We start from the raw sequence: 23617 nt of genomic DNA, 5'->3' as shown, positions 1-23617 counted from the left end.
CAGGGGAATTCTCCGGCAGAGGAGAGGCGGGTCACCACGCGGCGTTGAACGTGGACCTCAGTTCATCGAGCGCGTGATCGGGGAGCGGCTCGGGGCGACGGTCGGTCAGGAGCCAGAGACGTGCCGTCTCCTCGAGTTCTTCGAGGACGGCGAGAGCGGTGGCCGCGTCGGGGCCCCAGACCACGGGGCCCAGCCGGTCCAGCAGCACCGCCCTGATGGGCGTTCGGCTCGCTGCGCGATCGGCGATGAGGGCGGTCACCAGGTCGGCCACGCGGGGGTCGCCGGGCCGGTGGTAGGGGATGAGCGGGACATGCCCGACCTTCATCACGTAGTACGGCGTGATGGGCGGAAGCACGTCCTCGGCGCTCCACACACCGGCCAGCGTGAGCGCGACCAGGTGCGTGGAGTGGGTGTGGACGACGAACCGGGCCGTGGGGTCGGCGGCACAGATGCGCCGGTGGAGCGTCAGGGTCTTGCTGGCACGGTCGCCCGCCATCTGCTCGCCCCGGGCGTCGACCAGCGCCAGGCGGCCGGGTTCGAGGAACCCCAGGGCGGCATCGGTGGGCGTGATCAGATGGTGGTCGCCGACCTTGGCGCTGATGTTGCCCGCGCTGGCGTGGACGTAGCCCCGGGCGAACAGGCTGGTACCCACGCGGACGATCTCGCCGCGGGCCTGGTCGACCGCCTCGTCGTGTGCGGTCTCGGCCGTGGTGCTCGGCTGCGGGTTCATACGGCCTCCTCGTCCAGGAGCGCGAAGGAGCGGGTGAAGAAGTCGGGCCCGCCGAAGTTGCCCGACTTGAGCGTGATGTGGAGCGTGTCTCCGCCCGGAAGAGCCGCCGCGCACCATGGCACACCGGGGTCGATCTGCGGCCCGATCCGGAGTCCGGTGACACCGAGCGCCTGGACGACCGCCCCGGAGGTCTCACCTCCCGCGACGACCAGCCGGCGCACGCCGCGTTCCACGAGCCCCTGTGCGATACGGGCCAGCGTCCGCTCCACGAGTTCACCGGCCTCGGCGGCGCCGAGCCGGCCCTGGACGGTACGGACCGTGTCGGCGGACTCGGTGGAGTAGACGAGCACAGGGCCGTCGTCCAGGTGCGACTCGGCGAAGGCCAGAGCCTGCCCGACCACGTCCTCGCCGGCGGCCACGCGCAGCGGGTCCACGCTGAAGGCGGGCCGGCCGGTGCGCAGGTACTCGAGAACCTGACCATTGGTGGCCGTGGAGACCGAGCCCGAGACGACGGCCCGGTGACCGGCGGGAGGCGGCAGTTCCGCGGCGGCGCGGGACGGCTTGAACCCCCAGTTCGCGGGCAGGCCGATCGCCAGCCCCGAGCCCGCGGTCACCAGCGGGAACCCCTGGACCGCCGCGCCCAGGCGCACCAGGTCGTCGTTCGAGACGGCGTCGACGATGGCGATCCCGACACCGTCCGTGCGCAGGGCGTCGACGCGGGCCCGGATCGCCTCGACGCCGTCGGCGACGACCGTGTGGTCGACGAGGCCGACCTCCCGCCCGGTCTGCGCGCCGAGGACGGAGACCAGATTGGAGTCGGTCATCGGGGTGAGCGGGTGGTGGCGCATGCCGCTGTCGCTGAGCAGCACGTCGCCGACGAAGAGATGCCCCTTGAAGATCGTGCGCCCGTTGTCGGGGAACGCCGGCGTCGCGACCGTGAAGCCGGTGCCCAGGGCGTCCATCAGGGCCTCGGTCACCGGCCCGATGTTGCCGGCCGGAGTCGAGTCGAAGGTGGAGCAGTACTTGAAGTAGATCTGCTCGGCGCCCATGGACCGCAACCAGGCCAGTGCCCGCAGCGACGCCTCGACGGCGTCGGCCGCCGGGACGGTCCGCGACTTGAGGGCGATGACCACGGCGTCCGCGTCCACCGCCTCCTCGACGCCGGCCGGTGGTGTGTCGATCAGCTGAACCACGCGCATGCCGGCGCGCACCAGGTTGTTGGCGAGGTCCGTGGCGCCGGTGAAGTCGTCGGCGATGCATCCGAGACGGATTCCCATGTCAGGCCTCCACCGGCTTCGGCAGGTCGACGCCCGGGAAGATCTTGATGACCGCGCTGTCGTCCTCGGCCCCCAGTCCGGACGCCGACGCCTGGAGGAACATCTGGTGGGCGGTGGCGGCGAGGGGGAGCGGGAACCGTTCCGGCCGGGCGGCGTCCAGTACGAGCCCGAGGTCCTTGACGAAGATGTCGACGGCCGAGAGGGGTGTGTAGTCACCGTCGAGCACATGGGCCATGCGGTTCTCGAACATCCAGGAGTTGCCGGCGCTGTGCGTGATGACCTCGTAGAGCGCCTCGGCGGGAACACCCGCCTTGATGCCGAGTGCCATCGCCTCGGCCGCGGCGGCGATGTGCACGCCCGCGAGCAGCTGGTTGACGACCTTGACCTTCGAGCCGAGCCCGGCGTGCTCGCCCAGGCGGTAGACGGTGCTGCTCATGGCCTCGAGCACCGGGTCGGCGAGGGCGTACGCCTCGGTGGAGCCCGAGGTCATCATGGTGAGTTCGCCGGCCGCCGCGCGGGCGGCGCCGCCGGAGATGGGGGCGTCCAGGTACAGCACGCCCTTCTCGGCCAGGCGGCCCTCGAGCGCGGCGGACCAGCCCGGATCGACCGTGGAGCACATGACGAAGACGGAGCCCGGGCGGAGCCGGCCGGCCGCGCCCCCGGCACTGAACAGCACGGTCTCGACCTGCGCGGCGTTCACCACCACTCCGACCAGGACGTCCACCGCGGCCGCCAGCTCGCCACAGGTCCCGAACGCCGTCCCGCCGTCGCGGGCGAAGTCCGCGGCCGTCTCCGGACGCAGATCGTGAACGCCGACGTCGTACCCCGCCGCCCGCAGGCTCCGGGCCATCCCGAGGCCCATGGCTCCTAGACCCACCACGCCCACGCGCGGTCGTTCGGGCTTGTTCTGGTCGCTCATGCCCATCCTCGCCTTGCTGTGCCGTCCGGAGGCCGGTCGCATCAACGGCCTCCGTGAGATCAGGTCATATGATGACCTGAGGACGACGAAATGCGCGGTGTGATGTCCGTCACGCACCCCCTTCGCAGGGGGCGCCTCACCTCAGCGCGCAGGGCATGGAGAAGATCGACGTGCGAGTCCACCAGCTTCTGGAAGGAACCAACGAGATCATGCGCGTCATCGTGGCCCGAGGCCTGACGGAGGTACTCGGATGACCGACGTCCAGTTCCGTACGAAGGGCCGGGCCGCCCACATCGTCCTCAACCGGCCCAAGGCTCTCAACGCCCTCACCCACGCCATGGTGCGCCGCATCGACGAGGCCCTGACCGACTGGGAGCGGGACCCGGCCGTCGAGACCGTCGTCATCACCGGTGCGGGGGAGCGCGGCCTGTGCGCGGGCGGCGACATCCGCGGCATCCACGACGACGCCCGCGACGGGGACGGCACCGCCTCGGCCGCGTTCTGGCGCGACGAGTACCACCTCAACGCCCGCATCGCCCACTACCCCAAGCCCTACGTGGCCGTCATGGACGGCATCGTCATGGGCGGCGGCGTCGGCGTCTCCGCGCACGGCAGCGTCCGGATCGTCACCGAGCGGTCGAGGATCGCCATGCCCGAGACCGGCATCGGCTTCGTCCCCGACGTCGGCGGCACCTACCGGCTCGGCCTCGCCCCGGGCGAACTCGGCACCCATCTCGCGCTGACGGGCGCTCAGATCGGCGCCGGCGACGCACTGCTGTGCGGCCTCGCCGACCACTACGTACCGTCCGAGGCGCTGGGGCGCTTCGTCGACGACCTCGCCGACACGCCCGTACGGGACGCCCTGGACCGGCATGTGGAGCCGGCCCCGGAAGGGGAACTGGCCGGGCGGCGGGAGTGGATCGACTCCTGCTTCGCCGCCGGCACGGTCGAGGAGATCGTCGAGCGGCTGCTCGCCCACGGCGACCCGGCGGCCAAGGAGACCGCCGAGACCCTGCTGGCCAAGTCGCCCACCTCGCTCAAGGTCACCCTGACCGCCCTGCGCCGCGCCCGTCGGCTCGGCCCGCTGGAGCGGGTGCTGGAACAGGAGTACCGGGTCTCCTGCGCGGCCCTGAGCACGCCCGACCTGGTCGAGGGGATCCGCGCCCAGGTCATCGACAAGGACCGCGACCCCCGCTGGTCACCGGCGACTCTCGGCGAGGTCGGCGACGCCGACGTGGAGCGCTTCTTCGCACCCCTCGGCGAGCGCGAACTCGGCCTCGCCGGATCCGGGTGAAGGCCGGACACGGGCCGCAGGCTGTTGCAAGTGGCGTGCGATAAGGGCCTGAGAAACGCGTACCCGAGCAAAGGTGTGCTGGTGGGCGCCCAGTAGAGTGCCCCTCTGTCGCCCCACGACAGCTGCCCCCGAATCCCGAGGTACCGCGCAGTGAACCCCGCACGTCCCGCACCGACCGCCGCCGTGACCGTCGTCGGGATCGGGGCCGACGGCTGGGAGGGCCTGCCCGACGCCTCTCGTGCCGCGCTGAGCGAGGCCGAGGTCCTGATCGGCGGCCCGCGTCAGCTGGACCTGCTGCCCGCGCGCTGCGCCGGGGAGCGGATCGCCTGGCCCTCGCCCCTGCGCCCCGCGGTCCCCGGCCTGCTCGCGGCACACGCCGGCCTCCGGATCGCCGTACTGGCCAGCGGGGACCCCATGTTCTACGGCATCGGACGCGCCCTCGCGGAGGAAGTGGGGGAAGCGGGCGCCCTGCGCGTCCTGCCCCACCCCTCCTCCGTCTCCTACGCCGCCGCCCGCCTCGGCTGGCCGCTGGAGGACGTCGAGGTCGTCACGCTCGTCGGCCGGCCCGCCGCCCGTCTCGCCGCCGCCCTGCACGACGGCCGGCGGATCCTCGTCCTCAGCGCGGGCGCCGGCACGCCCGGCGAGGTCGCCGCCCTGCTGCGGGACCGGGGATTCGGAGCGAGCCGTATGCGGGTCCTGGAGCAACTCGGCGGCGCGCGGGAGCGCACGACCGCCGAGTCCACCGCGGACGACTGGCCGGACGCTCGGCCACCCGGCGACCCCCTCAACATCGTCGCCGTCACCTGCCACCGCGCCCCGGACACCCCGCGCCTCGGCGCGGCGCCCGGCCTCCCGGACGAGGCGTACGAGCACGACGGGCAACTCACCAAACGGCACGTCCGCGCCGTCACGCTCAGCACCCTCGCCCCCGCCCCGGGGGAACTGCTGTGGGACATCGGCGGCGGCTCGGGCTCGATCGCCATCGAGTGGATGCGCACCCACCCCTCGTGCCGCGCGATCACCGTCGAGCGGGACCCGGTACGCGCCGCGCGCATCACCCGCAACGCCGACCGCCTCGGCGTGCCCGGCCTGCGGGTCGTCACGGGCACCGCGCCCGCCGCCCTGGCCGAACTGCCCCCGCCCGACGCCGTGTTCGTCGGCGGCGGCCTCACCGCAGCCGGCCTCCTCGACGCCTGCTGGGAGGCCCTGCCGGCCGGTGGACGGCTGGTCGCCAACACCGTGACCCTGGAGTCGGAGGCGCTCCTCGCCGGCGCCCACCGCCGTCACGGTGGCGAGCTGGTGCGGCTCGCGGTGGCGCACGCCGTGCCCGTGGGCGGCTTCACCGGGTGGCGCCAGGCGATGCCGGTGACCCAGTGGGCCGCACAGAAGACCCTCGACACCCCTTCGGGAGCCAACAGATGACCGTGTACTTCATCGGCGCCGGACCCGGTGCCGCCGATCTGATCACCGTGCGCGGCGCCCGTACCCTCGGGGCCTGCCGGGTCTGCCTCTACGCGGGCAGCCTGGTCCCGCGCGAGCTGCTGGCCGAATGCCCGCCGGACGCGCGGCTGGTGGACACCGCGCAGCTCACCCTGGACGAGATCACCGCCGAACTGGTCCGCGCCCACGAGGAGGGGCACGACGTCGCGCGGCTGCACTCCGGGGACCCGTCCGTGTTCAGCGCGGTCGCCGAGCAGATGCGACGGCTGGACGCCGCCGGGGTGCCCTACGAGGTGGTCCCGGGCGTCCCGGCCTTCGCCGCCGCGGCGGCGGCCCTGAAACGGGAGCTGACCGTGCCGACCGTCGGCCAGACCGTGATCCTCACCCGTGTCGCCCAGCGTGCCACCGCCATGCCCGACGGGGAGGACCTGGCCACCCTCGGCCGCAGCGGCGCGCTGATCGTGCTGCACCTGGCCGCCGGCTACGTGGACCGCGTGGTCGACGAACTCCTCCCGCACTACGGCGCCGACTGCCCGGCAGCCGTCGTCGCCTACGCCTCCCGCCCGGACGAGGTGATCATCCGCGGCACCCTCGACGAGATCGCCGGGAAGACGAAGGAGGCCGGGGTGCTGCGCACGGCCGTGATCATGGTCGGGCGGACGTTGGCGGCGCGGGAGTTCCGGGACAGCCACCTCTACTCGGCGGAGCGGGAGCGTCACGTGTGCTGAGCGGCTCGGCAACGCACCGGCGGCGCAAGGGCCCTCAGGCCACCGAGCTGCGCCCCACCACCGTGCCCGCCCGGTCGACGCAGATCACGTCGACCGCCACCGGCGCACCGCGCAGCACGGCCAGCGCCTCGTCCCGAGCGGTCCTGGCGACCAGGTCACCGAGCGGCACACCGGCGGCCATGCACGACTGCAGGGCGGCAAGACCGGTGTTGGCCTCGGCCACCTCGGCCCGCAGTGCCTCGTCCGCGCCGCCCTGCCGGGCCAGTTCGGCGAGGAAGGCCTTGTCGACCTGGGAACGCCCGGAGTGCAGGTCGAGATGGCCGGCGGCCAACTTGGACAGCTTGGCGAAGCCACCGCAGATCGTCAGACGGTCCACGGGGTGGCGGCGGATGTACTTCAGCACGGCACCCGCGAAGTCGCCCATGTCGAGCAGGGCGTCCTCGGGCAGCCCGTACTCGGCGACGACCGTCTTCTCCGACGTCGAACCGGTGCACCCGGCCACATGCGTACGGCCCGCGGCCCGTGCCACGTCCACACCCCGGCGGATGGAGTCGATCCACGCCGAGCAGGAGTACGGCACCACGATCCCGGTGGTGCCGAGGATGGACAGGCCGCCCAGGATGCCCAGCCGCGGGTTCCAGGTGGAGCGGGCGATCTCCTCGCCGTGGTCGACGGAGACGGTGATCTCGACGTCGCCGCTGCCACCGTGCCGGGCGGCGACCTCGGCCACGTGCTCGCGCATCATCCGGCGGGGGACGGGGTTCACGGCAGGCTCGCCGACGGGCAGCGGCAGGCCGGGGCGGGTGATCGTCCCGACCCCGGGCCCCGCCCTGAAGACCACGCCGGCCCCGGCGGGCAGCCGCCGTACCGTGGCCCGGACCAGCGCGCCGTGCGTGACATCCGGGTCGTCGCCCGCGTCTTTCACGACGCCCGCCATCGCGTATCCGTCGCCCAGCTCCTCGGCCGCCAGCGCGAACGACGGGGTCTGCCCCTTGGGCAGGGTGATCGTCACCGGGTCGGGGTACTCCCCGGTCAGCAGCGCCGTGTACGCGGCCGTCGTGGCCGCCGTCGCACAGGCGCCGGTGGTCCACCCGTGCCGCAGGCCGGTGTGCTCCAGCTGGGCCCTGCGGCCACCCTTCACTTCGCTGCTCATGAACGGACCTGGACTCCCATGCGCGTACTGATACTCGGCGGCACCACGGAAGCCCGCCGTCTTGCCGAACTGCTCCACGACACACCCGGCCTGACCGTGACCAGCTCCCTCGCCGGGCGGGTGGCCGGCCCCCGGCTGCCCCCGGGCGAGGTCCGGATCGGCGGCTTCGGCGGCACGGAGGGGCTGACCGCGTGGCTCGCCGAGCACCGGGTGGACGCACTCATCGACGCCACCCACCCTTTCGCCGGGACGATCAGTTTCCACGCGGCACGTGCCGCCGCCACCGCCCATGTTCCCCTGCTCGCGGTGCGGCGCCCCGGCTGGGTCCCGGTAGCCGGTGACGACTGGCGCGAGGCCGGCTCCCTGGAGGAGGCCGCGACGCTGTTGCCCGCGCTCGGCCGCCGGGTGTTCCTCACCACCGGACGCATGGGTCTGGCCGCCTTCGCCGCCCTGGACGACCTGTGGTTCCTCGTCCGTTCCGTCGACGCGCCCGAGGCCCCCCACCCGCCCCGCATGGAGGTGCTGCTCGACCGTGGCCCCTTCACCCTCGACGGCGAGCGCGAACTGCTGCGTCGCCATCGCGTCGACGTCGTCGTGACGAAGGACAGCGGGGGAGCCGCCACGGCACCGAAGCTCACGGCCGCGCGGGAGGCCGGGCTGCCGGTGGTCGTGGTCCGCCGGCCGCCGGTTCCCGAAGAGGTGGAGGTGGTGGGGGAGCCGGAAGAAGCGGTCCGGTGGATCAAAAGCCGGCGCGCTTTCCCGGCTGCTGGCTGAAACCTGACGAGGGCTTTGCCGCCCTGGGCTTGTACCTGCAATGAGTTCGCAGAAATCTGGAGGGCGCGACTGAGAACAGTCGATCGCCGACACGTAAGGCCCACGCCTCCATGACCACCGCTCACGCACCCGCCCGCACCACGATGACCCGCAAGGAGTGGACGAGCCTCGGCGGAATGGCCGCGTTCATCCTCGCGCTGCACGTCATCGGCTGGTTCACGCTCGTGGTGATCGTCGCCCCGGAGCACTACAGCCTGGGCGAGCGGACCTTCGGCATCGGGATCGGCGTCACGGCCTACACCCTGGGCATGCGGCACGCCTTCGACGCCGATCACATCGCCGCCATCGACAACACGACCCGCAAGCTGATGAGCGAGGGCCAACGCCCGCTGTCGGTCGGCTTCTGGTTCTCGCTCGGGCACTCCTCGATCGTCTTCGTGCTCGCCTTCCTGCTCTCCCTCGGCGTGAAGGCACTGGCCGGACCGGTCGCGAACGACGACTCCACCCTGCACGGACTCGCCGGCTGGATCGGCACCACCGTATCCGGGACGTTCCTGTACGTCATCGCGATCATCAACCTGGTGATCATGGCGGGAATCTGGAAGGTCTTCCGGCAGATGCGCTCGGGCCACTTCGACGAGGCGGCACTGGAGGAGCAGCTCGACAACCGGGGCTTCATGAACCGCGTCCTCGGCCGGCTGATGAAGTCGATCACCGAGCCGTGGCAGATGTACCCCCTGGGCCTGCTCTTCGGCCTGGGATTCGACACGGCGACCGAGATCGCCCTGCTGGTGCTCGCCGGCTCCGGCGCGGCCTCCGGGCTGCCCTGGTACGCGATCCTCTGCCTGCCCGTCCTCTTCGCCGCCGGCATGTCGCTGCTCGACACCATCGACGGCTCGTTCATGAACTTCGCCTACGGCTGGGCGTTCTCCAAGCCGGTCCGCAAGGTCTACTACAACCTCACCGTCACCGGCCTGTCGGTCGCCGTCGCCCTCCTCATCGGCACGGTCGAACTGCTCGGCCTGATCGCGGAGAAGGCGGATCTGCACGGCCCGTTCTGGGACTGGGTGTCCGGCCTGGACCTGAACGTCATCGGCTACGTCATCGTCGGGCTGTTCTTCGCCACCTGGGCCGTGGCCCTGGTGGTGTGGAAGGTCGCCCGCATCGAGGAGAAGTGGACGGCGGGCCTGGCGCAGACCACCCCGGCCCCCGCCTCGGGCTCCATCCCGGCCCCTGCCTCGGCCGCTGTTCCGGCCGAGGAGGGCTGACCCGCTGCGCCGCCGCCCACGCTCACTCCTCCGGATACCGCCGAGGGGTCCAGACGATCTCCTCGCCGTTCCCGCGCCGTACCGCCTGCGTCTGCGAGGAGCCGACCAGCAGGATCGTGCGCATGTCGACCTCGGCCGGGTCCAGGTCGGCCAGCCGCACGATACGGACCCGCTCACCGGGCCCGCCCACGTCCCGTGCCACCACCACCGGGGTGTCCGGTGCCCGGTGCTCCAGCAGCAGCTCACGGGCCTTGCCCACCTGCCAGGTACGGCTGCGGGAACCGGGGTTGTACAGCGCCAGCACCAAGTCCGCCGAGGCGGCCGCGCCCAGCCGCTCGGCGATGACCTCCCACGGCTTGAGCCGGTCGGACAGCGAGAGGACGGCGTAGTCGTGCCCGAGCGGGGCGCCCGCGCGGGCCGCCGCCGCGTTGGCGGCCGTCACACCCGGCAGCACCCGGACCGCGACGTCCGCGTACTCCTTCTGCGAGGCGACCTCCAGAACGGCCGTCGCCATGGCGAAGACGCCCGGGTCGCCGCCCGAGACGACCGCGACCCGCCGCCCGCGCCGGGCCAGATCGAGGGCGAACTCGGCACGCTCCGACTCGACCCGGTTGTCCGATCCGTGCCGGACCTGCCCGGGGCGCCGCGGCACCCGGTCGAGGTAGGTCGTGTAGCCGACCAGGTCGTCGGCGGCGGCCAGCGCGCCCCGGGTCTCGGGCGTCAGCCACAGCGGACCGGCCGGGCCGGTCCCGACCACCACGACCTCGCCCCGCTCCCGGGCCTCGGGCCGCTCGGCGTCGACCTGGCTGGGCAGCACGGCCACCGAGAAGTACGGCACCGACTCCGGGTCCACGTCCGCCAGTTCGGCGAGCCGCTCCCCGGCCATGGTGGCCCGCTCGACATAGCGGGCCTCGCCGAGCCGCCCCGAACTCTCCAGCGCGCCGCGCACCTTGGTGAAGGTCCGCCCCAGCTTCATCACCACGGCGACGTCCGTCGCGGCGAGCCGTGCGGTCAGCTCCTCCTCGGGCAGCGTGCCCGGCAGGATGGTCAGCACCTCCTCGCCCTCCGCGAGCGGGGTGCCCAGCCGGGCGGCGGCGGCGGACACGGACGTGACGCCGGGGATGACCTCGGTGTCGTAGCGGTCGACCAGCCGCTTGTGCATGTGCATGTAGGAGCCGTAGAAGAGCGGATCGCCCTCGGCGAGGACCGCGACCGTCCGTCCCGCGTCCAGGTGCGCGGCGAGCCGGGCCGACGCCTCGGCGTAGAACTCCTCCATCGCGCCCTTGTAGCCGCCGGGGTGGTCGGTGGTCTCGGTCGTGACCGGGTAGACCAGCCGCTCCTCGATGTGGGCGGGGCGGATGTGCTTCGCCGCGATCGAGCGGGCGATCGAACGACCGTGCCGCGCACTGTGGTACGCGATCACGTCCGCCTCGGCGATGGCCTCCACGGCCCGTACGGTCATCAGGGACGGGTCACCGGGGCCGAGCCCCACCCCGTACAGCTTGCCGCTCACTCTTCCTCACTCGCGATCGCGTTGAGCGCGGCGGCCGCGATGGCACTGCCCCCGCGACGGCCGCGCACCACCAAGTGCTCCAGTCCCGACGGATGCGCGGCCAGAGCGTCCTTGGACTCGGCGGCCCCGACGAAACCGACCGGGACACCGATGACCGCGGCCGGCCGGGGCGCCCCCTCGTCGATCATCTCCAGCAGCCGGAACAGGGCGGTGGGCGCGTTGCCGACGGCGACCACCGAGCCGCCCAGCCGGTCCCGCCACAGCTCCATCGCGGCGGCGCTGCGCGTGGTGCCCAGCTTCGCCGCCAGCTCCGGCACGGACGGGTCGGAGAGCGTGCACAGCACGTCGTTGTCCGCGGGCAGCCGCTTGCGCGTCACGCCGCTGGCCACCATCTGCACGTCGGTGAAGATGGGCGCGCCGGCGCGCAGGGCCTCACGGGCGCGGGCCACGACGGCCGGGGAGTAGGCCAGGTCCCGTACGAGGTCGACCATCCCGCAGGCGTGGATCATCCGGACCGCGACCTGGCTGACGTCGGCGGGCAGGGCCGTGAGGTCCGCCTCCGCGCGGATGGTGGCGAAGGACTGGCGGTAGATGGCCGGGCCGTCCTTCTCGTAGTCGTACGTGGTCACGGTGTTCTTCTCGCTGCCTTCGGTCGTCGTAAGGGTCATGTCGTCGTAGGGGGCATCAGGTGATCGCCGCCAGGGCGGCGGGGAGTCGGGCGGGGTCGTCCACGGAGGCGGTCCGGGGTTCCTGACCGCTCACGGCGGTGGAGAGCAGGTAGCCGCCCTCCGGAGCGGCGACCACGTCGACGTGGTCGCCCCGGGGGTGTCCGCAGCGGCGTTCGCACCCGGACCAGTACAGGGGGAGGCCGCCCGGCTCGATCGCGTCGAGGGCCTCGGCCGCGTCGGTCCGTACGTCCGCCCGCGACTTGGCGCAGCCGGGCCTGCCGATACAGGCACCGACGCGCAGCCAGGGAGAGCCGGGGCCGGTGACCAGGCCGGTGGCGGTGAGGCGGGCGAGGGATTCGTCCGGGTCCGTTCCGTGTGTGGGAAGAACCACACCGCGCCAGGGGGTGAGACGCAGCTCACCGGCGGCGACGTACGTCAGTTCCCGCCACTGGCGTGCCGAGAGCCGTCCCAGGGGAACGTGCACGGAGAGGCCGGTACCGAGGGTTCCCGGGGGCGGACCGGCCGTGCGGCCGGTCTCCCGGCTCCGCCGCTCGTGCCGGACACCCTCGGCCCGCAGCCGCTCAGCGACCGCGGCGAGCAACTCGTCGCCGGAGAGGGACAGTTCGTCCACGCGCCAGACGCGGTCCCCGCTCGTCCGCGCCGCCTCCAGGAAGGCCTCCGCGGCCGTCAACGCGGCCCGGGCCGCTTCCTCGGTACCGACGTGCAGCGCTTCCCCGGCCGCTCCGAGCGCGAGTTCCGCGCCGCCGTCCGCCGTCGCCCGTACCGTCACATCGGCACCGAGTCCGGCCACGTCCCCGCGTCCGTCGTCGAGCGCGAACAGGAAGCGCCCCGACAGGGCCCGCGCCGCCTCGCTCGCGCACAACGCCGCGTCCAGGGCCGTCAACCAGGGGCGTACGTCCAGCACGCCCCGCCCGTCGAGACCGGACAGCGGCGAGGCCACGATGTTGCGCACCCGCTCGTGCCCACGCGAGGGCAGCAGCCCGGCCGCGTCCAGCAACTCGGCCAGCTCCCCGGCGCATCCCTCGGGCAGACCGCGCAGTTGCGCGTTGCCGCGCGAGGTCAGATGCAGGTCTCCGTCGCCCAGCCGTTCGGCCACGTCGACGAGCGTCCGCGCCTGCGCAACGGTCAGCACACCACCGGGAATCCGGACGCGAGCGAGCGCTCCGTCGTCCGCCGCGTGCAGCCGCAGCGTCCCCGGACAGGCGTCACCGCGGTCGCGTGGGACCGCTGTGGCCTGGGTCGATGAGCGCTGGGCAGCCGTGGACATGGCGGCGAGCATACCTACCGTCACACCTGGTGTATGCCGTGCCCTCTTCCCCTGGCACTTACTATGATCGCGGCGGATCATCCGGTCCGCCATCGCCACGACGGCGACAGGGGAGGAAGCCCGGTGCGAGTCCGGCGCGGTCCCGCCACTGTGAGTCCGGCCCATGCGGCCGGGCGAGTCAGGAACTCCCTTCCCCAGGCTCTCGGCTTCGCCCGAGCAGGGGAGACCCCATTTCGACACCACCCGGGGCGCGGACACCCCGAGGAAGGCCCGACGCCGCATGATCCTGCTCCTGTCGACGTCCGACACTGACCTGCTGAGCGCCCGCGCGGCCGCCGGCCCGGTGTCCTACCGTTTCGCGAACCCCTCCCGTCTCGCCCTCGACGACCTTCCCGGCCTCCTCGACGGGGCCGACATGGTCGTCGTACGCCTCCTCGGCGGCATCCGGGCCTGGCAGGACGGCCTCGACCTGCTGCTGGCCGACGGCCGCCCGGTGGTCGTCCTCACCGGCGAACAGGCTCCGGACGCCCAGCTGATGGAAGCCTCCACCGTCCCCGTCGGCATCGCCGCCGAGGCACACGCCTACCTCGCCCACGGCGGCCCGGCCAACCTGGAGCAGCTCGCCCGCTTCCTCTCCGACACGGTCCTGCTGACCGGCCACGGCTTCGAGGCACCGGCGGCGGCACCCACCTGGGGACCGCTGGAGCGCACGCCCCGCGACGGTGCCGACGGTCCGACCGTCGCCGTGCTCTACTACCGGGCCCACCACATGAGCGGCAACACCGCTTTCGTCGCCGCCCTGTGCGACGCGATCGAGGACGGGGGCGGCCGGGCCCTGCCCCTGTACGTCGCTTCCCTGCGCGCCCCCGAGCCCGAGCTGATCGAGGAACTCCGTTCCGCCGACGTGATCATCACCACGGTCCTCGCCGCGGGCGGCACCAAGCCCGCCCAGGCATCGGCCGGCGGTGACGACGAGTCCTGGGACGCCGGTGCGCTCACCGAGCTGGACGTCCCGATCCTCCAGGCCCTGTGCCTCACGGGTTCCCGTGCCGCCTGGGAGGAGAACGACGAGGGCGTCTCCCCGCTCGACGCGGCCAGCCAGATCGCCGTCCCCGAGTTCGACGGCCGCCTCATCACCGTCCCGTTCTCCTTCAAGGAGATCGACGAGGACGGCCTCCCGGCCTACATCGCCGACCCCGAGCGCGCGGCCCGCGTCGCCGGAATCGCCGTACGCCACGCCCGGCTCCGCCACATCCGGCCCGCCGACAAGCGCCTCGCGCTGGTCCTCTCCGCCTACCCGACCAAGCACTCCCGCATCGGCAACGCGGTCGGCCTCGACACCCCCGCCAGCGCGGTGGCCCTGCTGCGGCGCCTGCGCGAGGAGGGCTACGACTTCGGCACGGACGCCGAGGTGCCGGGCCTGGCTTCCGGCGACGGCGACGAGCTGATCCGCGCGCTGATCGAGGCGGGCGGCCACGACCAGGAGTGGCTCACCGAGGAGCAGCTGGCCCGCAACCCGGTGCGCATCCCGGCGGCCGACTACCGCCGCTGGTACGCCACGCTCCCCGAGGAGCTGCGCACGTCGGTGGAGGAGCACTGGGGTCCGGCGCCGGGCGAGATGTTCGTCGACCGCAGCCGCAACCCGGAGGGCGACATCGTCCTCGCGGCCCTCCGCTTCGGCAATCTGCTGATCATCATCCAGCCCCCGCGCGGCTTCGGCGAGAACCCCATCGCCATCTACCACGACCCGGACCTCCCGCCGTCCCACCACTACCTGGCCGCCTACCGCTGGATCGCCGCCCGGGCCGAGGACGGCGGTTTCGGCGCCGACGCGATGATCCACCTCGGCAAGCACGGCAACCTGGAGTGGCTGCCCGGCAAGAACGCCGGTCTGTCCGCCGCCTGCGGCCCCGACGCCGCCCTCGGCGACCTTCCGCTGATCTACCCGTTCCTGGTCAACGACCCCGGCGAGGGCACCCAGGCCAAGCGCCGCGTCCACGCCACCCTCGTCGACCACCTCGTGCCGCCCATGGCCCGCGCCGACTCCTACGGCGACATCGCGCGCCTGGAGCAACTCCTCGACGAGTACGCCCAGATCTCCTCCATGGACCCCGCCAAGCTCCCGGCGATCCGTGCCCAGATCTGGACCCTCATCCAGGCCGCCAAGCTCGACCACGACCTCGGCATGGACGACCGCCCCGACGACGACGGCTTCGACGACTTCCTGCTCCACGTCGACGGCTGGCTCTGTGAGGTCAAGGACGCCCAGATCCGCGACGGTCTGCACGTCCTCGGCAACCCGCCCACCGGTGACGACCACGTCAACCTGGTCCTCGCCGTGCTCCGCGCCCGCCAGATCTGGGGCGGCACCACGGCCCTGCCCGGCCTGCGCGAGGCGCTCGGCCTCGACGAGTCCGCCGCCACCCGGACGACCGCCGACGCCGCGGAGGAGAAGGCCCGCGCGCTGGTCCAGGCGATGGAGGACGCGGGCTGGGAACCGGCCGCCGTCCCCACCGAGCACGGCGAACAGGTCGCCGCGATCCTGAAGTTCGCGGCCCGCGAGGTCGTGCCCCGCCTCGCCGGAACCACCGCCGAGATCGACCACATGGTCCACGCGCTGGCCGGCGGCTTCGTCCCGGCGGGCCCCTCGGGCTCCCCGCTGCGCGGACTGGTCAACGTCCTGCCGACCGGCCGCAACTTCTACTCGGTCGACCCCAAGGCAGTCCCCTCCCGCCTCGCCTGGGAGACCGGCCAGGCACTCGCGGACTCCCTGCTCGAGCGCTACCGCACCGACAACGGCGAATGGCCCACGTCCGTCGGCCTGTCTCTGTGGGGCACGAGCGCCATGCGCACGGCCGGCGACGACGTGGCCGAGGCCCTCGCCCTGCTCGGCATCCGCCCGGTCTGGGACGACGCCTCCCGCCGTGTGACCGGGCTGGAGCCCGTCCCCGCCGAGGAGCTGGGCCGCCCCCGCATCGACGTCACCCTGCGGATCTCGGGCTTCTTCCGGGACGCCTTCCCGCACACGATCGGACTGCTGGACGACGCCGTACGCCTGGCGGCGTCGCTGGACGAGCCGGCCTCGATGAACCACGTACGGGCCCACGTCGAGGCCGACTTGGCCGAGCACGGCGACGAACGCCGCGCCACCACCCGCATCTTCGGCTCCCGCCCCGGCACCTACGGCGCCGGTCTGCTCCAGCTCATCGACTCCCGCGACTGGCGCACCGACGCCGATCTGGCCGAGGTCTACACGGTCTGGGGCGGCTACGCCTACGGCCGTGAACTCGACGGCCGCCCGGCCCGCGAGGAGATGGAGACGGCCTACAAGCGCATCGAGGTCGCCGCGAAGAACACGGACACGCGCGAGCACGACATCGCCGACTCCGACGACTACTTCCAGTACCACGGCGGCATGGTCGCCACGGTCCGTGCCCTGCGCGGCACGGCGCCCGAGGCGTACATCGGCGACTCCACCCGCCCCGAGACGGTCCGCACCCGCACCCTCGTGGAGGAGACCTCGCGCGTCTTCCGCGCCCGCGTGGTCAACCCCAAGTGGATCGAGGCGATGCGCCGCCACGGCTACAAGGGCGCCTTCGAACTCGCCGCCACGGTGGACTACCTGTTCGGCTACGACGCCACCACCGGCGTGATCGCCGACTGGATGTACGACAAGCTCACCGAGACCTACGTCCTGGACGAGACCAACCGCGAGTTCCTCCAGCAGGCCAACCCCTGGGCCCTGCACGGCATCGCCGAGCGGCTGCTGGAGGCCGAGTCGCGCGGGATGTGGGAGAAGCCCGACCCGGCGGTGCTGGAGGGGCTGCGCCAGGTGTACCTGGAGACGGAAGGGAACCTCGAGGGCGACGACTGACCGCCCCTGCTCCGGCTTGCGCCGGTCGCGTATCGGGTGCGGGACGACGTCCCGCACCCGACGGGTGGCGGAGGCGGCCTTGTAGCGGCAGGCGCCCTACACCTCGATCTGCGAGCCCATGATGACCGTGCGCTCGCGGGGCAGGCCGAAGTATTCGGCGGCGTCGGCCGTGATGTAGGAGGTGGCGATGAACAGCCGCTTGCGCCAGGGCGCCATCGTCGAGGCCTTCCCGCGCCGGAGCTCGATCTTCGACAGGAAGTAGGACGCCTGGTCGAGCTCCAGCGGCCCTTCGGTGTCGGCCGGGTCGAGCAGGGCCAGGGTGCCGGGCACGTCCGGTGTCTCCATGTAGCCGAACCGGGCCGTGACGTGGATGATCCCGTCGTCGGCGTACCCGAGGTCGTCGACGGCGATCCGCTGGTCGGGCTGGACTCGGGGCACGGGCTCGGTCCTGATGGACAGGATCACGACATGGTCGTGCCGCACATGGTTGTGCTCGACGTTGGCCACCATCGCCAGGGGCGCGGTCTCCTTCCCCCGGTTCAGGAAGACGGCCGTGCCCGGCGTCCGGACCGTCGGCTCGTCCCCCGCGCGGAGGCGTTCGACGAACTCGGGCAGCGGGCCTTCCTCGCGCGCCCGCTCCGCCGTGACGAGGGCCCGGCCGCGTTGCCAGGTCGTCATGACGGTGAACGCGGTGAGGCCGATCAGCAGCGGCAGCCACGCGCCGTGGACGAGCTTGGTCATGTTGGCCGCCACGAACAGCAGGTCCACGAAGAGGAGCACACCCGCGCCGGTGGCGAGCAGCCACCGGGGTGTACCCCACTTGGCACGGGCGACATAGAAGAACAGCAGGGTGGTGATGGTGATGGTGCCCGTGACCGCCATGCCGAACGCGTAGGCCAGCGCCTCGGAGGCGCGGAAGGCGAAGACCAGGGTGAGGACCGAGACCATCAGAAGCCAGTTGATCCACGGGACGTAGATCTGGCCGATGGTGGATTCGGAGGTGTGTGCGATGCGCAGCCTCGGCAGATAGCCCAGTTGGGCCGCCTGGGAGGCGACCGAGTACGCCCCGGTGATCACCGCCTGGGAGGCGATCACGGTCGCCGCCGTGGCGAGCAGGACCATCGGCCAGCGTCCCCAGCCGGGCACCAGCAGGAAGAACGGGCTCCTGATGTTGTCCGGATCGTCGAGGATCAGCGCGCCCTGGCCCAGGTAGCTCAGAACACAGGCGGGCAGGACGAGGAACAGCCAGCCCCGGGTGATCGCCCGGCGGCCGAAGTGCCCCATGTCGGCGTAGAGCGCCTCGGCGCCGGTGACCGCGAGGACGATCGCGGCCAGGGCGAAGAAGGCGGTGCCCCAGTGGCCGAACAGGAAGCCCAGCGCGTACGTCGGTGACAGCGCCCTGAGGATGTCCGGGTGGTCGGCGATGCCGACGACACCGCACGCGCCGATGGCCACGAACCAGGCGATCATGACCGGGCCGAACACCCGGCCCACCGCCGCGGTTCCCCTGCGCTGCACCAGGAACAGAAGCACGATGATCACCGCGGTGATGGGCACGACCGCGTCCTCCAGCGACGGCTGGACGACCTTGAGTCCCTCGACCGCGGACAGCACCGAGATCGCCGGTGTGATCATGCTGTCGCCGAAGAACAGCGACGCACCGAAGATGCCCAGGGCGGCGAGTGCCGCGGCGGCCCGGCGCCCACGCTGTGAACTCCACCGTCGCAGCAGGGTGATCAGCGCCATGATGCCGCCCTCGCCGTCGTTGTCGGCGCGCATCGCCAGCAGCACATAGGTGACCGTGACGATGATCATCACCGACCAGAACACCAGGGACACCACCCCGTACACATTGTCCGTGCTGACCGGAACCGGGTGCGGGTCGCTCGGGTTGAACACCGTCTGGAGGGTGTAGATCGGGCTGGTCCCGATGTCGCCGAAGACCACGCCGAGAGCACCGATGACCACCGCGAGCCGCACTGTGTCGTGTGCGTTCGTCCGACGGGCCTCGGGTGCCGGCGACGCGGACCCGTCGTCCGACGCGTGTCCCTGCCGGCGCTCGGCCATGGTGCTCCTCCTTGTGCGGGCCGCTGAGGCTGGACCCGGGGCGTCGGGGCGGACGATACCGATCTCAATCGAATCGGCGAAGACGCCGAGTCGACACCATATTTGATTCTTTCCGTTGCTCATGCGAACGGGTGATTGCAACTCGGTCGATTACCGAGAGGATTGCCGGTCGACCTTCGGCCGTTGTCGCGTGACAATACTTGCCGGAATCAAGCCGGGGGCCGACCGGGCCATACGATAAGAGCGTTCGTAGCAGCCGGTGGGGGCGAGAATTCCGACAGTTGACGGCAGGTCTGAATGTCGGAGCGAATGCCGTGGGGCGTTCGGGGAGAGGGAGAGCATGGACAAGGCGGGGACCGCGATCCAGGATCCGGGCGTAGTGCCGGGGGAGCCGGAGCTGCGGCGGTTGCTGGCCGGGCTGACGGCGGTGCGCGACGGCGACTTCGGCACCCGGCTGCCGGAGGAGGCCGGCGGCCTGCTCGGCGAGATCGCGTCCGTGTTCAACGGCATGGTCGACCAGTTGTCGCTGTTCACCTCCGAGGTGACCCGTGTGGCACGCGAGGTCGGTACCGAGGGCACACTGGGCGGTCAGGCCCAGGTACCCGGGGTTTCCGGAACGTGGGCCGACCTGACCGACTCGGTCAACGCCATGGCCGGCAACCTGACCACCCAGGTGCGTGACATCGCCCAAGTGGCCACCGCCGTCGCCAAGGGCGACCTGTCCCAGAAGATCGACGTCGACGCGCGCGGCGAGATCCTGGAGTTGAAGAACACCATCAACACGATGGTCGATCAGCTTTCGGCGTTCGCGGACGAGGTCACGCGGGTGGCGCGGGAGGTGGGTACCGAGGGCCGGCTCGGCGGGCAGGCGGACGTCAAGGGTGTGCGGGGTACCTGGCGGGACCTGACCGACTCGGTGAACTTCATGGCCGGGAACCTGACCGGTCAGGTGCGTTCCATTGCCCAGGTGGCCACCGCGGTCGCCAAGGGTGACCTGTCCCAGAAGATCACCGTGGATGCCCGGGGCGAGATCCTGGAGTTGAAGAACACCATCAACACGATGGTCGATCAGCTTTCGGCGTTCGCGGACGAGGTCACGCGGGTGGCGCGGGAGGTGGGTACCGAGGGCCGGCTCGGCGGGCAGGCGGACGTCAAGGGTGTGCGGGGTACCTGGCGGGACCTGACCGACTCGGTGAACTTCATGGCGGACAACCTCACCGCCCAGGTCCGCTCCATCGCCGAGGTGACCACCGCCGTGGCGCAGGGCGATCTGTCGCAGAAGATCCGTGTGGACGCGCGGGGCGAGATCCTGAAGCTGAAGGAGACCATCAACACGATGGTCGACCAGCTCTCGTCCTTCGCCGACGAGGTCACCAGGGTCTCCCGTGAGGTGGGCACCGAGGGCAACCTCGGCGGCCAGGCCACCGTGCGCGGGGTGTCGGGCACCTGGAAGGACCTCACCGACAATGTCAACGTGATGGCCTCCAACCTGACCGGGCAGGTCCGCTCCATCGCCCAGGTGGCCACGGCCGTGGCCCGCGGCGACCTGTCCCAGAAGATCACGGTGGAGGCCAAGGGCGAGGTCGCCGCACTGGCGGGGACGATCAACACCATGGTCGACACCCTGTCCGCCTTCGCCGACGAGGTGACCCGCGTGGCCCGGGAGGTCGGCACCGAGGGCCGCCTCGGCGGCCAGGCCCAGGTCCCCAACGTCGCCGGGACGTGGAAGGACCTCACCGACAACGTCAACTCGATGGCGAACAACCTGACCGGGCAGGTCCGCAACATCGCGCTGGTGACCACGGCCGTCGCCAACGGCGACCTGTCCAAGAAGATCGACGTCGACGCACGCGGCGAGATCCTGGAACTCAAGACCACGATCAACACGATGGTCGACCAGCTCTCTTCGTTCGCCGCCGAGGTCACCCGCGTGGCGCGGGAGGTCGGCAGCGAGGGCAGGCTCGGCGGGCAGGCCGAGGTCGAGGGCGTCTCGGGCACCTGGAAGCGGCTCACCGAGAACGTGAACGAGCTGGCCGGCAACCTGACCCGCCAGGTGCGGGCGATCGCCGAGGTGGCCAGTGCCGTCGCCGAGGGCGACCTCACCCGGTCGATCACGGTGGACGCCTCAGGCGAGGTGGCCGAACTCAAGGACAACATCAACGCGATGGTGGAGTCCCTGCGGGACACGACGCAGGCGAACCAGGAACAGGACTGGCTGAAGTCCAACCTGGCCCGGGTGTCCTCCCTCATGCAGGGCCACCGTGACCTGGACGTCGTCGCCGAGCTCATCATGGACGAGCTGACACCGCTGGTCTCCGCGCAGTACGGGGCGTTCTACCTGGCCGAGGAGACCGGTACGGGCGTGGAGCTGCGGCTCATCGGCTCCTACGGCTATCCGGCCGACGGCGACCGCCTCGAGCGCATTCCCCTCGGGCACACCCTGATCGGCCAGGCGGCACGCAGCCGCCGCACCATCACCGTGGACGAGCTCCCGGCCGACTACGTGACCATCTCGTCCGGGCTCGGCAGGACGACTCCGACCTCGCTGACGGTGCTGCCCATCACCGTCGAGGAACAGGTGCTCGGCGTCATCGAGCTGGCTTCGGTCACCCGTTTCACCCAGATCCACCAGGACTTCCTGGGGCAGCTGCGGGAGACCATCGGCGTCAACGTCAACACCATCCTCGCCAACGCCCGCACCGACGAACTGCTCGGCGAGTCCCAGCGGCTGGCCGAGGAACTGCGCGTCCGCTCCGACGAGTTGCAGGTCCGCCAGGGCGAGCTGCAGCGGTCCAACGCGGAGCTGGAGGAGAAGGCCACCCTGCTGGCCACGCAGAACCGGGACATCGAGGCGAAGAACCTGCAGATCGAGCAGGCCCGCCAGGAGCTGGAGGACCGGGCCAAGCAACTGTCGCTGGCCTCGAAGTACAAGTCGGAGTTCCTGGCCAACATGAGCCACGAACTGCGCACCCCGCTGAACAGCCTGCTCATCCTCGCCCAGCTGCTGGCCCAGAACCCCTCCCGGAACCTGACGCCGAAGCAGGTGGAGTACGCGGGCATCATCCACTCCGCCGGCTCCGACCTGCTGCAGCTCATCAACGACATCCTCGACCTGTCGAAGGTCGAGGCGGGGAAGATGGACATCGCCCCCGAACTCGTGCCGCTGCGCCGCCTCCTGGACTACGTCGAGGCCACGTTCCGGCCCATGACCACCCAGAAGGGCCTGACCTTCGCCCTCACCAGGGCTCCGGGCGCTCCCGCCGACCTGGTCACCGACGACGCGCGGTTGCGCCAGGTGCTGCGCAATCTGCTGTCCAACGCGGTGAAGTTCACCGAGCGAGGCGGCGTCGAGCTGCACATCGAGCCGGCGGCCGACGACGACGTACCCGGGAACGTGCACCGTGGCGGGCCAGTGGTGGCCTTCCGCGTCGAGGACACGGGCATCGGCATTCCCGAGCAGCAGCTGGAGACCATCTTCGGCGCCTTCCAGCAGGCGGACGGCACCATGAGCCGCAAATACGGGGGCACCGGTCTGGGCCTGTCCATCACCCGGGAGATCGCCCATCTGCTGGGCGGCGCGGTGACCGTGGACAGCAATCCGGGACAGGGCAGCACCTTCACGCTCTATCTTCCGGTGGCGCGCGCCGACTTCGAGGAACTCTCCGCCGTACCCCGGCTGGACGGCACGCAGGACGAGGACAGCGCCGACGGGCCGGCCGAGGGGCAGCGTCCGGGCACGGCCCCCGCACTCCCGGTACCGCACACACGGCGGCTGCTGATCGTCGAGGAGCGCGTGCGCGGACTGCTCTCCGTGGTCGCCGAGAGCGCCGTCGCCGACCTGGACCACAGCCGTGCCGCACGGGACCAGCACGACGCCGTGGAGATCGTCACCGCCATGGACGCCCAGGAGGCGGCCTCCGCCCTGGCCGCAGGGCCGTGCCACTGTGTCGTCCTCAGCATGGATCTGCCCGACGGCGAGGGACCGCGGCTGCTCGAGGCCGTGGACGGCGACGCCGCGCTGGCCACCGTTCCGGTCCTCGTCCACAACAACCACCGTCCGAACGCGGCTCAGGAGGCCGCCCTGCAGGCCCGGGCGGACAACCGCCCCCTGGAGGTGCTGTCGAGCCTGGACGAGCTGAAGGAACGGATCACCCTGCACCTGTCGGCCGAGCAGCCCGGGGACGTGGTGCCGCTGGTGCGGATGGAGGAGAGCCTGGGCACGGCGCCGGAGGTCGATGTCACCCTGGCGGGACACACGGTGCTCGTCGTCGACGACGACGCCCGCAACCTGTTCGCCCTCAGCGGGATCCTCGAACTGCACGGCCTGCGTGTGCTGCACGCGGAGAACGGCCGCAAGAGCATCGACATCCTCACCGCGCACCCCGAGATCCGGCTCGTGCTGATGGACGTGATGATGCCGGAGATGGACGGGTACGCCGCGACCGCCGAGATCAGGAAGATGCCCGAGTACCGGGGCCTGCCGATCGTCGCCGTCACCGCCAAGGCCATGCCGGGCGACCGGGAGAAGAGCCTGGCGGCCGGCGCCAGCGACTACGTGACGAAGCCCGTCGACGCGAACCACCTCATCGCCTGCGTGCGGCACTGGCTGTCGTCGTGACGCCGA

15 protein-coding genes, 1 pseudogene and 1 riboswitch are annotated in these 23617 nt (G+C 71.8%); of the genes and pseudogenes, 8 read left to right on the top strand and 8 right to left on the bottom strand.

The features are described from left to right. Positions 1–31: 31 nt before the first annotated feature. The 3 genes from ACFT32_RS01110 to ltnD are packed head-to-tail and all read right to left on the bottom strand — an operon-like array spanning position 32 to position 2926. Positions 32–730 carry an aldolase gene (locus ACFT32_RS01110; RefSeq protein ID WP_382484336.1) on the bottom strand — a complete coding sequence of 233 codons (699 nt, stop codon included), beginning with the start codon at positions 728–730 and terminating at the stop codon, positions 32–34. After that, complete coding sequence (gene otnK / locus ACFT32_RS01105; RefSeq protein WP_382484334.1) at positions 727–2007, bottom strand: 3-oxo-tetronate kinase; 1281 nt, start codon at positions 2005–2007, stop codon at positions 727–729. The genes ACFT32_RS01110 and otnK overlap by 4 nt, the downstream gene beginning before the upstream one ends. 1 nt (position 2008) lies before the next feature. Further along, complete coding sequence (gene ltnD / locus ACFT32_RS01100) at positions 2009–2926, bottom strand: L-threonate dehydrogenase (protein ID WP_382484332.1); 918 nt, start codon at positions 2924–2926, stop codon at positions 2009–2011. 128 nt (positions 2927–3054) lie between these two features. Between ltnD and ACFT32_RS01095 the strand changes: the two are divergent. The 4 genes and pseudogenes from ACFT32_RS01095 to cobM form a co-directional block, all read left to right on the top strand. After that, positions 3055–3180: pseudogene (locus ACFT32_RS01095) on the top strand (acyl-CoA dehydrogenase); the annotation flags it as partial. Next, a complete protein-coding gene (locus ACFT32_RS01090) occupies positions 3177–4220 on the top strand; it encodes an enoyl-CoA hydratase/isomerase family protein (RefSeq protein ID WP_382484329.1) in 1044 nt (347 codons plus the stop codon). The pseudogene ACFT32_RS01095 and the gene ACFT32_RS01090, both read left to right, overlap by 4 nt. A 150-nt stretch (positions 4221–4370) precedes the next feature. Beyond that, on the top strand, positions 4371–5642 hold the full coding sequence (gene cbiE / locus ACFT32_RS01085) for a precorrin-6y C5,15-methyltransferase (decarboxylating) subunit CbiE (protein WP_382484326.1): 1272 nt from the start codon (positions 4371–4373) through the stop codon (positions 5640–5642). Beyond that, positions 5639–6388: a precorrin-4 C(11)-methyltransferase gene (cobM, locus tag ACFT32_RS01080; RefSeq protein ID WP_382484323.1), complete on the top strand. Its 750-nt coding sequence runs from the start codon at positions 5639–5641 to the stop codon at positions 6386–6388. Before cbiE ends, cobM begins: the two co-directional genes overlap by 4 nt. Before the next feature lie 34 nt (positions 6389–6422). Here the strand turns inward: cobM and ACFT32_RS01075 are convergent, their stop codons facing one another. After that, a complete protein-coding gene (locus ACFT32_RS01075; protein ID WP_382484320.1) occupies positions 6423–7541 on the bottom strand; it encodes a cobalt-precorrin-5B (C(1))-methyltransferase in 1119 nt (372 codons plus the stop codon). Between the two features lie 18 nt (positions 7542–7559). Here ACFT32_RS01075 and ACFT32_RS01070 point away from each other — a divergent pair, with 18 nt between their 5' ends. Then, on the top strand, positions 7560–8315 hold the full coding sequence (locus ACFT32_RS01070; RefSeq protein ID WP_382484317.1) for a cobalt-precorrin-6A reductase: 756 nt from the start codon (positions 7560–7562) through the stop codon (positions 8313–8315). Positions 8316–8425: 110 nt separating this feature from the next. Beyond that, complete coding sequence (locus ACFT32_RS01065; RefSeq protein WP_382484314.1) at positions 8426–9583, top strand: HoxN/HupN/NixA family nickel/cobalt transporter; 1158 nt, start codon at positions 8426–8428, stop codon at positions 9581–9583. 22 nt (positions 9584–9605) lie between these two features. Here ACFT32_RS01065 and ACFT32_RS01060 read toward each other — a convergent pair whose 3' ends face one another. From ACFT32_RS01060 to cobG, 3 genes are read right to left on the bottom strand one after another with little or no spacing between them, the layout of a single operon-like run. After that, positions 9606–11096, bottom strand: a complete 1491-nt coding sequence (locus ACFT32_RS01060; protein WP_382484312.1) for a precorrin-2 C(20)-methyltransferase — start codon at positions 11094–11096, stop codon at positions 9606–9608. Beyond that, on the bottom strand, positions 11093–11764 hold the full coding sequence (locus ACFT32_RS01055) for a precorrin-8X methylmutase (RefSeq protein WP_382484311.1): 672 nt from the start codon (positions 11762–11764) through the stop codon (positions 11093–11095). The genes ACFT32_RS01060 and ACFT32_RS01055 overlap by 4 nt, the downstream gene beginning before the upstream one ends. 16 nt (positions 11765–11780) lie before the next feature. Then, positions 11781–13064 (bottom strand): precorrin-3B synthase, encoded by a 1284-nt coding sequence (gene cobG, locus ACFT32_RS01050; RefSeq protein WP_382486992.1) that lies wholly within the window; start codon positions 13062–13064, stop codon positions 11781–11783. 100 nt (positions 13065–13164) lie between these two features. Beyond that, positions 13165–13240: riboswitch (cobalamin riboswitch) on the top strand. Between the two features lie 92 nt (positions 13241–13332). Between cobG and cobN the strand changes: the two genes are divergently transcribed. Then, entirely contained in the window at positions 13333–16926 is a 3594-nt protein-coding gene (cobN, locus tag ACFT32_RS01045; protein ID WP_382484309.1) for a cobaltochelatase subunit CobN, read from the top strand. A gap of 96 nt (positions 16927–17022) precedes the next feature. On the opposite strand, the gene ACFT32_RS01040 is transcribed toward cobN, so the two are convergent. After that, positions 17023–18993: a potassium transporter Kup gene (locus ACFT32_RS01040; protein WP_382484307.1), complete on the bottom strand. Its 1971-nt coding sequence runs from the start codon at positions 18991–18993 to the stop codon at positions 17023–17025. 340 nt (positions 18994–19333) lie between these two features. Here ACFT32_RS01040 and ACFT32_RS01035 point away from each other — a divergent pair, with 340 nt between their 5' ends. Next, a complete protein-coding gene (locus ACFT32_RS01035; RefSeq protein ID WP_382484305.1) occupies positions 19334–23611 on the top strand; it encodes a HAMP domain-containing protein in 4278 nt (1425 codons plus the stop codon). Positions 23612–23617 lie beyond the last annotated feature (6 nt).

Origin of the sequence: Streptomyces sp. NPDC057002 (assembly GCF_042673825.1) — a bacterium.
Lineage (GTDB): Bacteria > Actinomycetota > Actinomycetes > Streptomycetales > Streptomycetaceae > Streptomyces.
This window is presented reverse-complemented; position numbering and strand designations above follow the sequence as displayed.

Coding starts and splice junctions, on each gene's coding strand:
- ACFT32_RS01065 (WP_382484314.1), top strand. CDS start 8,426: ATGACCACCGCTCACGCACCCGCCCGCACCACGATGACCCGCAAGGAG.
- cobN (WP_382484309.1), top strand. CDS start 13,333: ATGATCCTGCTCCTGTCGACGTCCGACACTGACCTGCTGAGCGCCCGC.
- ACFT32_RS01070 (WP_382484317.1), top strand. CDS start 7,560: ATGCGCGTACTGATACTCGGCGGCACCACGGAAGCCCGCCGTCTTGCC.
- cobG (WP_382486992.1), bottom strand. CDS start 13,064: ATGCTCGCCGCCATGTCCACGGCTGCCCAGCGCTCATCGACCCAGGCC.
- ACFT32_RS01110 (WP_382484336.1), bottom strand. CDS start 730: ATGAACCCGCAGCCGAGCACCACGGCCGAGACCGCACACGACGAGGCG.
- ACFT32_RS01090 (WP_382484329.1), top strand. CDS start 3,177: ATGACCGACGTCCAGTTCCGTACGAAGGGCCGGGCCGCCCACATCGTC.
- ACFT32_RS01055 (WP_382484311.1), bottom strand. CDS start 11,764: ATGACCCTTACGACGACCGAAGGCAGCGAGAAGAACACCGTGACCACG.
- cobM (WP_382484323.1), top strand. CDS start 5,639: ATGACCGTGTACTTCATCGGCGCCGGACCCGGTGCCGCCGATCTGATC.
- ltnD (WP_382484332.1), bottom strand. CDS start 2,926: ATGAGCGACCAGAACAAGCCCGAACGACCGCGCGTGGGCGTGGTGGGT.
- ACFT32_RS01040 (WP_382484307.1), bottom strand. CDS start 18,993: ATGGCCGAGCGCCGGCAGGGACACGCGTCGGACGACGGGTCCGCGTCG.
- otnK (WP_382484334.1), bottom strand. CDS start 2,007: ATGGGAATCCGTCTCGGATGCATCGCCGACGACTTCACCGGCGCCACG.
- ACFT32_RS01075 (WP_382484320.1), bottom strand. CDS start 7,541: ATGAGCAGCGAAGTGAAGGGTGGCCGCAGGGCCCAGCTGGAGCACACC.
- ACFT32_RS01035 (WP_382484305.1), top strand. CDS start 19,334: ATGGACAAGGCGGGGACCGCGATCCAGGATCCGGGCGTAGTGCCGGGG.